This is a genomic window from Candidatus Acidulodesulfobacterium sp. H_13, from assembly GCF_048541835.1.
Lineage (GTDB): Bacteria > SZUA-79 > SZUA-79 > Acidulodesulfobacterales > Acidulodesulfobacteraceae > QIJE01.
The window spans coordinates 396,986-413,247 of record NZ_JBLEOY010000002.1 but is presented as its reverse complement, the minus strand read 5'-3'; the positions used below and the strand labels follow the sequence as shown (position 1 = coordinate 413,247).

Annotated in this window: 12 protein-coding genes; 1 reads left to right on the top strand and 11 read right to left on the bottom strand. The window is 39.7% G+C overall.

All coding sequences use genetic code 11. From position 1 onward, the window contains the following. Positions 1-3: 3 nt before the first annotated feature. From thrC to ACMCNP_RS06585, 4 genes are all read right to left on the bottom strand, one after another. Complete coding sequence (gene thrC / locus ACMCNP_RS06600; RefSeq protein ID WP_419315474.1) at positions 4-1,071, bottom strand: threonine synthase; 1,068 nt, start codon at positions 1,069-1,071, stop codon at positions 4-6. A 72-nt stretch (positions 1,072-1,143) separates the two neighbouring features. Beyond that, the gene (locus ACMCNP_RS06595; protein ID WP_419315471.1) at positions 1,144-2,442 is read right to left on the bottom strand and encodes a homoserine dehydrogenase; all 1,299 of its coding nucleotides are present in this window, start codon (positions 2,440-2,442) and stop codon (positions 1,144-1,146) included. A gap of 30 nt (positions 2,443-2,472) precedes the next feature. Beyond that, a complete protein-coding gene (locus tag ACMCNP_RS06590) occupies positions 2,473-3,684 on the bottom strand; it encodes an aminotransferase class I/II-fold pyridoxal phosphate-dependent enzyme (protein WP_419315469.1) in 1,212 nt (403 codons plus the stop codon). Then, positions 3,681-4,595, bottom strand: coding sequence for a lipoyl synthase (locus ACMCNP_RS06585; protein WP_419315465.1), 915 nt, complete (start codon positions 4,593-4,595; stop codon positions 3,681-3,683). Before ACMCNP_RS06585 ends, ACMCNP_RS06590 begins: the two co-directional genes overlap by 4 nt. Before the next feature lie 156 nt (positions 4,596-4,751). Between ACMCNP_RS06585 and ACMCNP_RS06580 the strand changes: the two genes are divergently transcribed. After that, the gene (locus ACMCNP_RS06580; RefSeq protein ID WP_419315462.1) at positions 4,752-5,186 is read left to right on the top strand and encodes a nucleoside deaminase; all 435 of its coding nucleotides are present in this window, start codon (positions 4,752-4,754) and stop codon (positions 5,184-5,186) included. Here the strand turns inward: ACMCNP_RS06580 and ACMCNP_RS06575 are convergent. The 7 genes from ACMCNP_RS06575 to aprA form a co-directional block, all read right to left on the bottom strand. Further along, positions 5,183-5,392: a hypothetical protein gene (locus ACMCNP_RS06575; protein ID WP_419315459.1), complete on the bottom strand. Its 210-nt coding sequence runs from the start codon at positions 5,390-5,392 to the stop codon at positions 5,183-5,185. The genes ACMCNP_RS06580 and ACMCNP_RS06575 overlap by 4 nt on opposite strands. Positions 5,393-5,449: 57 nt before the next feature. After that, positions 5,450-6,796 carry an NRAMP family divalent metal transporter gene (locus ACMCNP_RS06570; protein ID WP_419315457.1) on the bottom strand — a complete coding sequence of 449 codons (1,347 nt, stop codon included), beginning with the start codon at positions 6,794-6,796 and terminating at the stop codon, positions 5,450-5,452. 362 nt (positions 6,797-7,158) lie between these two features. Beyond that, positions 7,159-9,228 carry a sodium-translocating pyrophosphatase gene (locus ACMCNP_RS06565; protein WP_419315454.1) on the bottom strand — a complete coding sequence of 690 codons (2,070 nt, stop codon included), beginning with the start codon at positions 9,226-9,228 and terminating at the stop codon, positions 7,159-7,161. Positions 9,229-9,291: 63 nt separating this feature from the next. After that, the gene (locus ACMCNP_RS06560) at positions 9,292-10,467 is read right to left on the bottom strand and encodes a 4Fe-4S dicluster domain-containing protein (RefSeq protein WP_419315451.1); all 1,176 of its coding nucleotides are present in this window, start codon (positions 10,465-10,467) and stop codon (positions 9,292-9,294) included. A gap of 12 nt (positions 10,468-10,479) precedes the next feature. After that, on the bottom strand, positions 10,480-12,783 hold the full coding sequence (locus tag ACMCNP_RS06555; RefSeq protein WP_419315448.1) for a hydrogenase iron-sulfur subunit: 2,304 nt from the start codon (positions 12,781-12,783) through the stop codon (positions 10,480-10,482). 78 nt (positions 12,784-12,861) lie between these two features. Beyond that, positions 12,862-14,166 (bottom strand): NAD(P)-binding protein, encoded by a 1,305-nt coding sequence (locus ACMCNP_RS06550; protein WP_419315446.1) that lies wholly within the window; start codon positions 14,164-14,166, stop codon positions 12,862-12,864. 157 nt (positions 14,167-14,323) lie between these two features. Further along, positions 14,324-16,246, bottom strand: a complete 1,923-nt coding sequence (aprA, locus tag ACMCNP_RS06545; protein WP_419315443.1) for an adenylyl-sulfate reductase subunit alpha — start codon at positions 16,244-16,246, stop codon at positions 14,324-14,326. Positions 16,247-16,262 lie beyond the last annotated feature (16 nt).

Below are 16,262 nucleotides of genomic sequence, written 5' to 3'. Positions count from 1 at the left end.
AAATTACGCTAACCCCATAACCGTTAGAACGGAATGTTTATCACACGGAACAACAACCGGCTCTTTCGAGACTTTTATGGCATTACCCGGGTCTTTAAGCCCATGCCCCGTAAGGGTAAGGACACAAACGTCTCCTTTTTTAAAAAATCCCCGTTTATTTAATTTGATTAATCCGGCAAGCGTGATTGCCGAAGCCGGTTCGCAGAATACCCCTTCCATTGAAGCGAGCATGGAATACGCCTTTAATATATCCTCGTCGCTTACCGAATCTATCAACCCATCGGATTCATCCCTTGCCGAAACCGCTTTTTGCCAGCTTGCCGGGTTGCCTATTCTAATAGCGGTCGCAACGGTATGCGGCTCTTTCACTATATGATTTAAAACTATCGGGGCAGACCCTTCTGCTTGAAAACCAAGCATTTTAGGCAGTCTGTCTATTTTTTTGGCATCAAAATATTCCTTGTATCCCTCCCAATATGCAGTTATATTGCCGGCATTTCCGACCGGAAGAATATGGTGAGTCGGGGGGGCACCGAGTTCATCGATAATCTCGAAACTTGCGGTCTTTTGTCCCTCTAATCTGTAAGGATTCACGGAATTAACAAGCGTAACTTCATAGTCTTTTGCGATTTCTCTTGTAATAACCAAAGCATCGTCGAAGTTTCCCCGTATCTGCATTACCGTGGCACCGTGAGCCAATGCCTGAGAAAGTTTTCCGGAGGAGATCTTTCCTTCCGGAATTAAAACGAACGACTTTATCCCCGCCCTTGCGGCGTAGGCGGAGGCGGAGGCGGAGGTATTTCCGGTCGAAGCGCAAATTACGGCTTTTGACCCGCTCGATACCGCTTTCGATACCGCCATAGTCATACCCCTGTCTTTAAATGAACCTGTCGGATTTAGTCCTTCGTATTTAAAATATATTTCAATATCCCGGTTTATAATTTTATTTATATTTATCGATTTTATTAAAGGGGTATTGCCCTCTAAGAGTGTAACGATATGTTTATCGTCTATTTCGGGCAAAAACTCCCGATATCTCCTTATTACACCGCCGTATTTAGTAAGTATCAACTTATAATCTCCCCTCCCCGTGCCTCTTTTCCTGCGATTTCTCAGCGTTTTTTTCTTTACGTTTATTATTAATCATATATTATCCTCAATTCTTAAAACAGTTGTTTTTGCCGAAACGACATTGAGTCTGTCGCACAATGCAATACTTCTGAATAATTCCTCTTCTCCAGCCTCATGAGTCATAATAACTATCGAAACGGAACCTTCAACCTTTCTACCCTTTTGAATCATAGAGCTTATGCTTATAGAGTTTTCACCGAGAATTCCGGATATTTTCGCAAGAACGCCCGGTCTATCCATAACGGAAAACCTTAGGTAATACTTTGAAATTATCTCTTTTTTAATTTTAACTTTCAGTTTATCTATATTCTTAGAGATAATAAAATCATGATGATTGTCATTATTTATTATTTTGGAAGCTATTTCCATTAAATCGCCCATAATCGCACCGGCAGTAGGATTACCGCCTGCGCCGTAGCCGGTTAAACTTAACGGTCCCGCATATTCCGCATTTACTAAAAATGCGTTAAACACCCCATCTATTTTTGATAAAAGACAAGAAGAAGGTATTAAAGTAGGATGTACCCTTATTTCTATTTTAGAATCTTCGTTTTTAAGTATTCCAAGCAGTTTTACAGCATACCCCAACTCTTTCGCAAAACCTATATCCAACTGGTTTATGTCTTCTATCCCTTCTATTATAACATCTTTTGTGGATAAACTTGTGGAAAAAGCTAATCTTCCAAGAATTACAAGCTTATGTGCGCTGTCGGTTCCGTTAATATCTAATGAGGGATCGGCTTCGGCGTACCCCTTTTCCTGGGCTTTTTTTAGGACTTCTTCGAATTTTCCGCCGTCTTTAGCCATTTTTGAAAGTATAAAATTGGATGTTCCGTTGATTATGGAATAAATCGATCTTATGTTATCCCCTACAAGCCCGTTCTTTATAGCTCTCAGGATAGGAATTCCTCCGCCTACGGCCGCTTCGAAACCTATATGTGTTTTTTTATCTATGCATTTTCTAAATATTTCCTCGCCGTGCTCGGCTAAAAGAGCCTTGTTCGCCGTAATTACACTTTTTCCGCTGTCTATAGCCCGATTTATAAATTCTTTAGCCGAAGAAATCCCCCCGATAAGTTCTATAATGATATCTATTTCCTTATCCTCAAGTATTTCATCCGGATTTTTAACTAAAAATTTCTTTATATTTTCGGGAACGGGATGACTGCCTCCGCGCGCAAATATTTTTTTGATATTTACCGGAACCGAAAGAAAAGAATTTATCTCCTTTTTTCTCTCATTAAATATATGGTAAAAGCTTGATGCTACCGTTCCGAATCCCAAAAGACCGATGTTAATTCCTTTTTTCATATTTGAAGTTTTACTCCCTTTCTATAGCCGTTAAACCACTTTACTAAAAAATTCTTCATTATTTATGAAATGCTTTATTCCTCTTGATGCCTGCCTTATGCGCATTTCGTTTTCTACTAACGCAAAACGCACGTATTCATCGCCGTAATTTCCGAAACCCACACCTGGAGACACTGCGACCTTTGCCTTATCAAGCAATAATTTTGAGAACTCAAGCGATTTAATCCCCGCGCTCAAGAACCTCTCCGGTATTTTCCCCCAAACAAACATAGTTGCCTTAGGCTTTTCAATATTCCACCCCGCCATTTTGAAACTTTCAATCAAAATATCGCGTCTTTTTTTGTAATGCAAAACCATTTCAGAAACGGCGTTATGCTCCGCCTCTTCGTTTAATGCGATGATGGAAGCTATTTGAATGGGTTGAAACATCCCGTAGTCAAGATAACTCTTGATTCTCGAAAGGGCATTTATTAGAACCCTGTTTCCCACGGCATATCCTACCCTAAAGCCCGCCATGCTATAACTTTTAGACATGGAAAAAAACTCCACTCCGACATCTTTTGCTCCTTTAACCTGTAAGAAGCTCGGGGCTTTATAGCCATCAAACGTTAAATCAGCATATGCGTTGTCATGAATTACGTACATATTGTTTTCCTTTGCAAAATCAACCAACTTTTCAAAAAAATCAGGCTCGACGGTAACAGTTGTAGGATTATGCGGGAAATTCAATATTATAACCTTCGGCTTAGGCCACGTCTGTCTCAATGCCGTCATGATATTTTTAAAAAAATCCTCACCCTGAACCAAGGGTATGCTCCTCACATCTCCCCCGGCAATAACAACGCTGTAAGCATGTATCGGATAAGTAGGATTCGGTACTAAGGCAACGTCTCCTTTGTTAATAATTGCAAGCATTAAATGGCTTAACCCTTCTTTTATGCCCATAGTAACGATAGCTTCGCCGTCAGGATCGATATCTACGCCGTAATGCCTTTTATACATATCGGCAACGGCGAGCCTGAGTTTATATAAACCGCGCGATACCGAATATCTATGGTTTTTCGGATTTTTAGATGCCTTGACTAATTTTTCTATTATATAACCGGGAGTCGGAGAATCGGGATTGCCCATTCCCAGGTCTATAATATCGTCACCCTGCTTTCTGGCCTCCATTTTTATCTTGTTTACCTCGGCAAAAACATAGGGCGGAAGTCTTTTTATCGTCTCAAAATCTTCTATCATGATGGCATGCCTCTATTTATTGTATAAGAATGCTTAAAAAATTTTTCCGCTCCAAAGGAACTCCTAACAAGCGGAGCAGAAAATACATTTCTAATTCCACCCTTTTCCGCATAATTCTTATAATCTATAAACCTCTCTAAATCCACAAACCTATGAACCGGAATATTTTTCAACGAAGGCCTCAAATACTGACCTATGGTCATAAAATCTACTCCGATATTTATGAGGTCGTCTATGGTTTGAAAAACCTCTGAATCGTCCTCTCCGAGACCGACCATAATACCCGACTTCAGCGCAACATCCGGCCTTTCTATTTTCACTTTTTTTAACAAATACAGAGAACGACGGTACGAACTTAACGGCCTTACCGTTTTATAAAGCCTCTCGACCGTTTCTATATTGTGTCCAAAGATATTTATGCCGCTGCAGGATACGTCCGTAACGGATTTTTCGTTGCCGTTAAAATCTGACGTTAAAACTTCAACTATTTTACAATCGGTTTTTTCCCTAATTTCTTTAACCGCTCTGACTAAAACCCCCGCCCCTCCGTCTTCCAAATCGTCTCTCGTAACCATCGTAATCACGGCATGTCTTAAATCAAGCGATTTTACCGCATAGGCTATTTTTCGCGGTTCAAAAACGTCTACGGTAGAAGTTGTGTTGACATAACTTTGATAATCTATGTAATCTATATTGCAAAAAGGGCATTTCCTCGTGCATTTATCTCCGAGCATGAGAAATGTGGCGGTTTTATTTGAATAACAAAGATTAAGATTGGGACACCTCGATGACGAACAAACAGTGTTGAGTTCTTTCTCCCGAATAACTTTAGCCGTTTCAAAAATGTCCTTCCTCGTCTTGATCTTTAATATCTCTTTTCTTAAATATCCGGGGAGTCTCTTATTATCCACTCTATAAAAATACCTATGGAATCTATTGATTTATTCCTAAACAAAAAATATAATTAATATGCGCCTTTTTGTTTATATCACAATATATGTATAAATTTCAATAATTATTTACTAATCATAATCATGACGGACTATAATTACGAAGATATCGATTTTATGAAATCAGCCATAAATGAGGCTGAGAAAGCGCTGGAAGCAGACGAAGTGCCGGTAGGCGCAATTATCGTCAAAAAAACCGGCGAAACATTATCTTCGTCTTTTAATACGGTAGAAAAGGATAAATCCAGCATAATGCATGCAGAAATCAAAGCGATCATGGATGCCCAAAAAAAGCTCAAAAATTGGAGGCTTGAGGGGTGTACGTTATATGTCACTCTTGAGCCTTGCATTATGTGCTGCGGCGCGATCGTTTTATCCAGAATAACGAGATTGGTATACGGAACAAAGGACTATAAGGGCGGCATGGCATTACCTATTATTAATGGTAGGATAGAAGTCGTATCCGGAGTCATGAAGAAAGAATCGGAAATATTGCTTAAAACATTTTTCCAATCCAAAAGAAATAAGAGCCGAGTATCCATTAAAATTTAGTGAACCCTATAAAATCCTATAATCACTAATACTACCATAATAATTATATATATCCTTAAAAACCAAAACGCTATCTTGACCCATCCCTTAATCTCCGCCCTTTCTATCGGAATCTTGTTATAGTTCACCAAGCCTTCTTCTTTTATAAAATTTTCCCAATCGTTGTCTAAGTCATTTTGTTTGGAAGTCTTATCGTCCGAATCCATTTTTACACCTCTTGAGTAAATTTATAATCAAATACTTAAACTAAAAGTAGGGTTTTATTATGTTAATATATGCGGAAAAACCACGATTAACCCATATATCCCATCCATAACTATCAAAAAACCTACAATAGTAAACGCAGATATATTTTGCCACGGTCTATTCGTATAATCTCCCATTATTTCTTTATCGTTTAAAAGGAGTAGCAAGAACATCATCGCCGCAGGCATAAAAATAGTGGCTATTACTTGAACGGTCAAATTTAAAAATCCGAGCGGCGCATTCGGAATTAAAACAATCCCTCCCGCAATGAACAGGCTTATAATGCCGGGCAGATAAAACTTCCAGCCCTGTAGTGGCGGCATATTGATACTCTTCGGCCATCCAAATGCCTCGCCCATTGCCCAGGAAGTACTCGCGGAAATTGCGATAGCCGCTATGAGTCCCGCTTCTATAAGACCAAGCGCAAAAAGTCTCATAGCCACCCACCCCATCTTTGCGGATATAATAGAAAGTATCGTCTGGATACCTAAATTAGGCGTACTCGTAAAACCGTAAACCGTTGCACCGGTTATCAGGATGATTGCGATAGCCACGATCACCATAAAAACCGAGCCTATAAAGGTATCTATCTGTCCGTCCCTAATATCTTTTATGGTAAGCCCTTTATCGACAACCGAAGACTGCTGAAAAAATAGCATCCACGGGGCTATTGTAGTTCCTAAATTCGCCAGCACTACATATATAAAAAGCGTATGCACCCCGCCCGGTATATGCCATGAAACAAAACTTCTCGCTACCGAATCCCAATGAAGATGCGGAACAAAAAACACTAAAGGAATAAATATTAAATTAAATAATGCGATGCTTAAGCTAATCCATTCCCATGCAAAATAACGCAAAAAGAGCTGAATAGATGCTATAATTATTATTGCCGCTATCGAAGAGATGATAGGGGATACCCCGAAAACCTGCATTCCAAGGGTTATACCTATAAATTCTGTTATTAAGGTTAATATATTTGCAACGACAAGGTCTATTAAGGAAAACGCACCCCAAAATTTTCCGTATCGTTTCCATATCATTTCCGCATGCCCCCTATGCGTTACGGCGCCTAATCTAACCGTCATCTCTTGAACTATATATGCAACCGGAAGCATAACTATCATAAAAGGAATAAAAAAACCTATTCCAAATATGGAACCTGTTTGCGCATATGTTATAACTCCGCCGGCATCATTATCTGCTATCATAACGAGTATTCCGGGACCTATCAGCGCTATTAAAAGACAAAGACGGGAAAAATAGCCGTATTTTTGTCTCATAAGGTGGATTTTAAGCCTATCTGCCGCTCTGAGTTTTATATCTATGGGGAGATTGTCGAGCTTGTCCTTATAATCTTTCAATTTCTACCTCCTTAATAAGCAGTTTTAGCGTTTATCGGAAAGAGGCAAATATTAAAAGATTGAATAAATAGGCGGACAAAGCCAACGAGTGTCTATAATAAATTTATATCATTTAACATTTAACTTCCGAATGACGCGTTAAAATCGCCCTCGGTTTTTTGAAACAATTGTTGTAACTGCTACTGTCAGGCTCACTTTGCATAAATTAACCCCAAATTAAAATTTTATAATGTTTAAAGTATGCTATTTTATAACGCGTATGTCAAGATAAATTTTATTGAAAAACCCTCGATAAAAACCTAAAAACAAAAAAGGTGGGATAACATCCCACCTTTTAAATCCATATTGCAATTCGAATTGAATCAATGCCACAAAAGCAAGACTATCGGAATTATTAAGATAGTAAAGATATTTACAACCTTTATCATAGGATTTATAGCCGGTCCTGCCGTATCCTTGTATGGATCGCCGACGGTATCTCCTGTAATCGCGGCCTTGTGAGCCTCGCTGCCCTTACCGCCGTATAATCCGGTCTCAATAAGTTTTTTTGCGTTATCCCATGCCGCACCGCCACTTGTCATTGAAATAGCCACGAAAAGCCCTGATATGATGGTTCCTAACAATAACCCGCCAAGTACCTGAGGTCCAAGTAGCAAGCCGAAAATTATCGGACCTGCAATAGGTATAAACGCAGGCAAAACCATCTGTTTTAATGAAGATTTTGTAACTATATCTACACATTTTCCATATTCCGGCTTAGTCGTTCCTTTCATAATACCCGGCATCTCTTTAAACTGCCTTCTAACTTCATCGACTATATCGCCGGCAGCGCTTCCGACTGCTTTCATGGCAAGCGATGCAAAAAGAAACGGAAGCATTGCTCCCAATAAAAGCCCTATTAAAACTCTTGGTTCGGAAATAGAAAACGAATAATGTACTGCACCATCCCCTATTAATTTTGAATATTCGCCGAAAAGCACTATTGCGGCAATAGCGGCGGAACTAATTGCATAACCCTTAGTTACCGCTTTAGTGGTATTACCTACTGCATCAAGTGCATCGGTAGTTTCTCTAACGTCCTCGGAAAGATTGCTCATCTCAGCAATACCGCCCGCATTATCGGTAATAGGACCAAAGGAATCGACCGCTATAATCATTCCCGCCATTGAAAGCATACTGGCTGCGGCAATCGCAACACCGTAAAAACCCGCAAAGAGATAAGAGATAAGAATACTGAATACAATTACGATAACCGGGAGGGCCGTAGACATTTGTCCGACGGCAAGCCCTGCTATAATATTAGTAGCATGCCCTGTAGTAGATGCCTTTGCAATCGATTTAACGGGGGAGAAGCTCGTCGATGTGAAATAATCAGTAATAACTATTATAAGACCCGTAAGAACCAGCCCTACCATGGCCGAATAAAAATAATTAATAGTAGGATAATGCCCTACGCCTTTCATAAAAATCATTGTAAAGAAGTAATAAAAGACGGCTGAAATTATACCCGTAGCAATTATTCCCTTATACAACCCCTGCATAATCTTCTCTTTTGTGGGAGCACTTACGAAAAATACTCCGATTATAGAAGAAAACACGGCAATACCGCCGAGTATTAACGGATAAAGAACTGCTCTCAATAAATCATGAGTGCCGCTATTATGAAAAATAGTAAAGGCTAACAGCATAGCCGCTATTATTGTAACGGCAAATGTTTCAAAAATATCCGCAGCCATTCCGGCGCAATCACCTACGTTATCACCCACCTGATCAGCTATAACGGCAGGATTTCTCGGATCGTCTTCCGGTATTCCCGCCTCTACTTTGCCGACAAGGTCCGCGCCAACATCCGCTGCTTTGGTGTAAATTCCGCCGCCCAGCCTTGCAAAAACGCTTATAAGACTGCAACCAAAGGCATAGCCTATTAATGAATTCATAACCACGTCTATACCGCCGATAGAATAGGCTACAAGCGAAAAGAGAGATATTCCTAAAACTCCGAGACCAAGTACCATTAGACCGGTAACGGAACCGCCTTTAAACGCAAACTGCAATGCAGCCTTTATACCCTTATGCGCTATTTGAGCAGTTCTTACATTGGCCCTTACGGCATTAAACATTCCTAAATATCCGGCCAAAGCGGATAAAATAGCACCGAGCAAAAAACCGGATGCCGTTAAGATTCCAAACTGCTGAATCCAAATTCCACCTAACCATATTAATGCAAAAATAATAATTCCCACAATTGCAACAGTTTTATACTGCCTGTTAAGAAAAGCCGTCGCACCCTCTTGGATAGCTCTCGCAATCTGCTTCATTTTTTCGGAACCCTCTTCGTGTTTCATTGCCCATATCGTTACCGTCACACTATAGATAACTGCGATTAAACCGGCAATGATTCCAAAAATCATGGTGCCGTCAAAAACGTTCATAACCATCCTCCTAATTAAGATTTAAATGAATCAATCATATTAAATTATTAATAATTACTAACGCTAATCGGTTGTTTCTACATTACCTAAATTCTTGGCCTTCTCTTTTACATTAGCAAAGTATATGGCTACGGGTCTGTATGCTAAATGAGACCACTTGGAAAACGGCACTTCTATAACCAACATTGGCAATAAAATCAGTAAATGAATCAAATATACGTAAAATATCAATGCAGTAGGAAATTTATAAACTATAACCGCCCGCAGTATAATTCCGGTAAGAGCAGTCAAGAAAAGAAGTATTATAAACATCCAGTCCGTATGATGGGAAAACTTACTCCTCTCTATTTTTTTAGTAAACCTTTTAATCACGAAATAAACGGTTCCGAATATAAGTCCGATGCTTGCAAAATAATCAAATAGAATTATATGGAGAAACGGAAAGCTATTTTCCTCCTGAAACCAGTTCAAAAAGAAGACAATACCGATAAATAATGCAACATAACTTATCATAAGAAACAGATGTGTAAGCCAGAAATTATACTTTCCGTCCGTGAGTTTCTTAAAGAAGGATTCTTCTCCGTCGTCGCATTTTGCATACCTGTATTGTGTAAAGAAATTAAATATTAGCGACCACCCTTCCGTAAAATAAAGCTTGAAAGGAATCTTAACGCTGCTATCGCTTAAAACGGTTTTGCGGTACATGTTGTAAATAAACGATGTGAGCATAGCCCCTAAAAATACGGTCATCGGCCAGTCAAAAAAATAATCTACCTTATCCGGAGATACCGCTTGGTTTATTGCAAGCCCCGCAGCGGGTGATAATCCGAAAAGGATGGCCCATTCGATAAAAACAATAAGTGCCACTATAAACAGTGCAATATATTCCGCATATTTGGAGCCGTATAAAAGTTTTGATATTCCGGTCCAGTCATATGCGCCCACAAGAAAGCGGCGAAGCGACATCATTAATTCTCCGGGCTCGGCGTTTCTCGGGCAATTTTTAGAACACTCACCGCAATAATAACATAACCACGGATCTAAATCGCTCGTCAATTTCTCTTTCAACCCCCACCCTGCCCATATCATCTCTTTCCGAGGAAAGGGCCTGTCTTCCGTGGACAATGGGCAAACCGCCGAACATGTTCCGCACTGGAAACATTTCTTAAAATTGCTCTCGCCAACGTTTTTTATATAACTTACTAAATTATTATCAGTCTTTATCGTAATATTTTCCAATTTAACCTCCTGTCAAAAACCTTTATATGGATTAGGTCCGAGTGATTTTATCGTATTTACGAAATCTTCCACCATTTCCGGAAGTTTCATGTAATCGGAGAATTCAAGTTGAACTTGTCGTATTCTTTCTTCTTCGAGAACAAGCCTTGTGAGAGTTTCCTTAAGATTTACCATTCTGTAAGACGCAAGCTCCGAACCCTTTGTAAAATGACACTGATAATCATCACCGTATTTGCAACCCAGCAACAATATTCCGTCTATGCCTTTGGATAGAGCATCGGCATACCAGACGTTATTTATAGAGCCCAAACATCTGACGGGTATTACCCTTATATTCGACGATAGATTCATTTTGTTAATACCTAATATATCAAGCGCCGGATAGGCATCGTTTTCGCATGCAAACACGAGAATCCTATAATTATCGTCTTCCTCTTCTTCTGGAATATAAAGACTTTTTATCATAGACGCTACAATATCCGGAGAATAATTCTTAAAAGATATTACTCTTACCGGGCATGCGCCCATACAAACTCCACATCTCCTGCATCTTTCCGGATTAGGCTCAGGCGTCCCCTTTTCGTCTTCGTCAATTGCGCCGAACGGACACTCTTCAGTACATCTTTTACACTGTGTGCACCGCGACAAATCAAAAAAAGGATATGTCATATCGTTAGAACGAGGATGCACCGCTCTACCCTTTGAGGTCTGCTCGATGCATTGTATTGCTTTCAATGTCGCACCCTTTGCATCGTCAACGGAAAAAACGGTATCCATGGGTGCCCTAACGGAACCCGCCGAATATATTCCCGTTCTCCTTGATTCATAAGGAAAACATATAAAATTAGAATCCGGAAATCCGTAAACAAGATCCGGCATTTCCTTGCCCTGCCTATACTTAAGATTCAATATTCCGCTTTTAGCAACCTGTGCCGACATATCGGGGCCTGCCACTTCGCAAGATGCTCCCGGCATTGCGTCGGAATCGTTATTTACTTCCGCTTTCATCTCTCCGTTAATGGCGACATCACCGGAGTTAGGAACCATTCCCGCAGCCAGCACGACCATTTCGACGTTTAAAGTTATATCTCCCTTAAAAAGCGTATCCTTTACATTCAAATCTATAATATTATTTGCCTTATCGTAAGATACGTCGGAGATAACCCCTTTAACCATAAAGATTCTTTCATCATCCTGCATCTTCCTGTAAAAATTCTCGTATTCTCCGAGAGTTCTTATATCTTTATATATTATATAAATATTTGCATCCGGATTATTCTTTCTAATCAGAGCGGCTTCCTTAAGGGAAGACATGCAGCAAACAGTAGAACAGTAAGGTAGATGATTTTCATCTCTCGAACCCGCACATTGTATAAAAGCAACAGACTTAACCTGCTCATTATTAGACTTTCTGCTAACGGTAAAATCTTCATTTTTGCCGTCCTGATATAAGTCGGAGTAAAGTTCTTCAAGCTCTACGTTCGTCAAAATATCAGGCGATAAGCCATAACCTAAATAATCCAATTTTTTTGCTTCATAAGGCTTCCACCCGGTTGCAACGACAATAGCCCCGACATCTTCATTTACTACATTGACCTTATCGTTCTCATTCACGGGTTCTACTTCAACGCTAAATCTTCCCGGAGCACCGGATATTGACCTTATTTTAGAATTCTTATAGATTTTGATATTATTTGAAGTTTCGACTTCGTTTATGAGCCGGTCAAGACCCTCCTTTATGTGAACATTCTTATCAAAAGGGGGCTTGGTTTCCCATTTTTTATACTTTGAATACGGAAAACCGCCAAAATTAGGCTTCTTTTCGACTAATACGACATTATATCCCGCTTTAGCGGAATTTATTGCCGAGTTAAGACCCGTTACGCCGCCGCCGACGACAAGAATCGTTTTATTCAGATCCTGAACAAGTGGAATCGGAGGTTCGGCCTTCTTAGCCTTGGCAATTCCCATATTTATATAGTCTTCGGCAAGGAATTGAGTATTGTCGTTATTAGGAGGACTTATCCTTACAACATGCTCTCTAATATTAACTCTTTCGGTATATATAGACAACGGATCGAAATTAAATACATCCTGTTTTGAGCGCATAGAGCATGCGACTATTACCACCTTATTAATCGATTTTTCAGTAATGTCTTTTTTTATGAGACTTACGCCTTCTCCTCCGCAAAGAAATTCATGGCTTATACATACAGCCGGTTTAGCATCGTTTGCGGTATTAATAAGTCTTTCCACGTTAAGACTTTTTCCTATATCACATCCGGAACAAACATAAACCCCTACATTATTATCCATTTTCACTCCTTATTAAAACTATATCTATATCCTTATTTACTTTTACCTGTCGCCTGCTTCGTTTTTATTTTGCTTATATTATTTATCGATATTATGATCGTATTGAAGTACGGAAAGTGCCGCTGACGTTGCCGATTGACCGGACATATACACATCTAAAGGAAACTTGGCAACTCCGGCGGAAAAAATACCGTCTGCAAAGTTTTCATTGAATATAAACCCGTTCTCATCCAAATCTATTTTGACATCGCCGCCTATTTTTATCTCGCTTAAATCGTCTTTTATGTTAGGATACATCCCTGCAGCCAGAACCACCATTTCAGTCTTAAATTTTATTTTCTTACCTGAAAGTATATCCTCTACGTCAAGTATAAGATCGCCGGACGCATGGTCCTCGGATATTTTCCCTACAACACCCTTATTAAATTTAATATTTTCATCACATACGGCTTTGTTGAGAAATTTTTCGTATCTTCCGGGAGTCCTTAAATCTATATAAAAAATAGTCGGGGAGGACGACGGATTTTTATCCCTCAAATAAAGCGCCTGTTTTAAAGAAGCCATACAGCAAACTGCCGAGCAGTAAGGAAGGTGTTTTTCGTTTCTTGAACCGGCACACTGAATAAAAACCACATTATTAACATTTTTATTGTCCGACGGTCTTAATATTCTACCTTTTGTCGGACCGCTATCCGCAGCCAGTCTTTCCATCATCACGTTTGTGATGACATTTTTAAACTTGCCGAAACCCAAATTTTCTAATTTTTCAACGCTATAAGGTTTCCAGCCTGTAGCAAAAATAATATTCGAAACATTAATCTCAAAAGTATTTTCTTTCGCATTGAGATCAATTGCACTATATTTACACGCTTCTTCGCACTTTTTACACGAAGAAAATTTACAGTATTTATCATCTACGGTATACTTTGACGGAAATGCCGATATATTAGGAAGATATATAGCCTTCGTCATATCCATATCATAGTTAAAGTCGTTAGGCCTGCTCTCCGGACATGCCGCGACGCATTCCCCGCAAATTGTGCAGTTATCATTTATATACTGCGGTTTTTGTCGAATTTTAACCCTATATCCGTTTCCATTTTTTTCCTTATTTATTTCTTCTACGACGGATGAAACAAAAAACTCTATATTGTCGGAACCTGAAGATTTCATTCGTTTAACGTTTATCTCAAATCCACAAAACGGCGGACATAGCTTAGGAAAATATTTATACATCTGCAAAACCCTTCCGCCTATGTAATGCTTTTTTTCGACTATATAAACTTTTTTATTGGCTGCCTCCGTAATTTCAAGAGCAGTCGAAACCCCGCTATGCCCTCCGCCGATTATAAGAACAGGATTTTCATTATTTGACTTACTCAACTTTAAATCTCCATTGCTAAGATTCTAATTAAATACAAACTTTAACCGTTTTTTCACATACCCATTGAAAAACGGGCTAAAAAACCATCCCCCCCCCCTCGCAAACAGAGGAGGGAGAGAATACTATATCATATATCATCAGTAACAGTTAACCGACTTAGTCCTTAGGAACTAACTCAATATACGGCTTTTTGAATAATTCCGGTTGTCCCGTAGTCTTGTTAAGTTTGGAATTAACAAATAATTTCCAGTTTTTTTCGTCTAACTTAGGACGATCCGTTCTGTAATAGAAGCCGGGGTATCTGGTTTCTTCCCTAAATAATACGTGTCTCAAATGGAGCTCTCCGACGACAGACCTATGGTAATTTTCCCATGCCCTCATTAACTCGTGTAGATTGGAAGCAGCAAGCTTAGATGAATCTTCTTTGAGTTTATTTAGGAGTTCTAATCCTTTCAAAAGATTTGCTTCGCTAGTTCTATAGAATGTAGAAGTACCGGCAACATACTCATCCATAAGTTTATTTAACCTGAAAAGATACAGTCTCGGTCTAATATAATTTGGATTAATATTCGGCTCGGTCGAATAACCCTTAAACTTCTCATAGGTAATCATAGGCCCGTATATCTTTTCGGCAAGAACCTTTATGTCGGTATGAACGGTAGGAGTAAATCCGGAATCGTCCAAAACAAACCTTACGGCAGATTTTGCAGCAATTCTTCCCTCCGCATAGGAACCGGATGAAAATTTATGGCCTGAAGCTCCAACGCCGTCTCCGCCGGTGAAAAGACCGTTTACGGTTGTCATACGGTTATAGCCCCATTGATATTCTTTCGGTGAAACATCAGCAGGTCCGCTAACCCACATTCCACATGCTCCGGCATGTGAACCGAGAAAATATGGTTCTGTCGGCATAACTTCAGAATTAGTCTCTGCAGGATCAATATCATTTGCAGCCCAAATTCCGGCCTGCGAAACCGTCATATCCAAGAAATCTTCCCATGCATCGGCTTCAAGCGATTTTTTTCTTTTCTCAGGAAGCGTTTCAAAAAGAGCCTTCATAGCTCCCGACGTATTCATATAAAACGGGCCGTTACCTTCCATCCAATCCTTTAACATAACATGGTTCCAAAGGCATGTTGCCGGAACCTTCGCTAGACCGTACGGAGGAAAATCCTTAAGCATATCTCCCCACTTTTGCATATAATCCTCACCATGTGCATTTAAGACCCTTGATTTAAACAGAGTAAACCATGCACCTACAGGACCGTAACCATCTTTGAACCTATTAGGAACAAATCTGTTTTCCATAGTCGTCATTTCTGCTCCGGCTTCATATCCCATTGCATATGTAGAACCGGCATTCCATATAGCATACCATGTTCTTCCCATTCCTTCCGCCTGAGACCTCGGTCTAAAGACATTGACCGCTCCGCCGCAAGCCATAATTACGGATTTTGCTTTAAATATATAAATTTTCGCTTCTCTCAAGCTGAAACCGATTGCACCCGCAACCCTATTTTCATGCTTTTCGTCCATAAGAAGTTCTGTTATAAAAATCCTTTCATAAATATTTTCTTGACCAATTGCTTTCCTTGCAGCTTCGGCAACAAGAACCTTATAGGACTCTCCGTGTATCATTATCTGCCATCTTCCTGCCCTAAGAGGCTTACCGCCTTCTTCAATGCTTTTGCCGTTTTCTTCTTCTTTAAATATAGGAAGCCCTAATTTCTCAAATAACTTGACTGAAGCATCTACATGTCTACCCACATCGTATATCAAATCTTCCCTTACGATTCCCATTAGGTCGTTAGCAACATGTTTGACATAATCTTCAGGAGTATTATCTCCAAGATACGTATTGATTGCCGAAAGACCCATTGCAACGGCTCCGCTTCTATCTATCGCAGCCTTTTCAACCATGGTTATTTTCATGTCTTTCGGAGCCCATTTTTTAATTTCGAATGCCGCTCCGCATCCTACCATACCTCCGCCTACAATCAGAACATCTGTATCGATCTCTTCTATAGTGTAGTTGTTTAAAACTTCAGCGCTTGTCATTGAACCCTTTAGTTCAGCCATAACAAATCATCCCCTT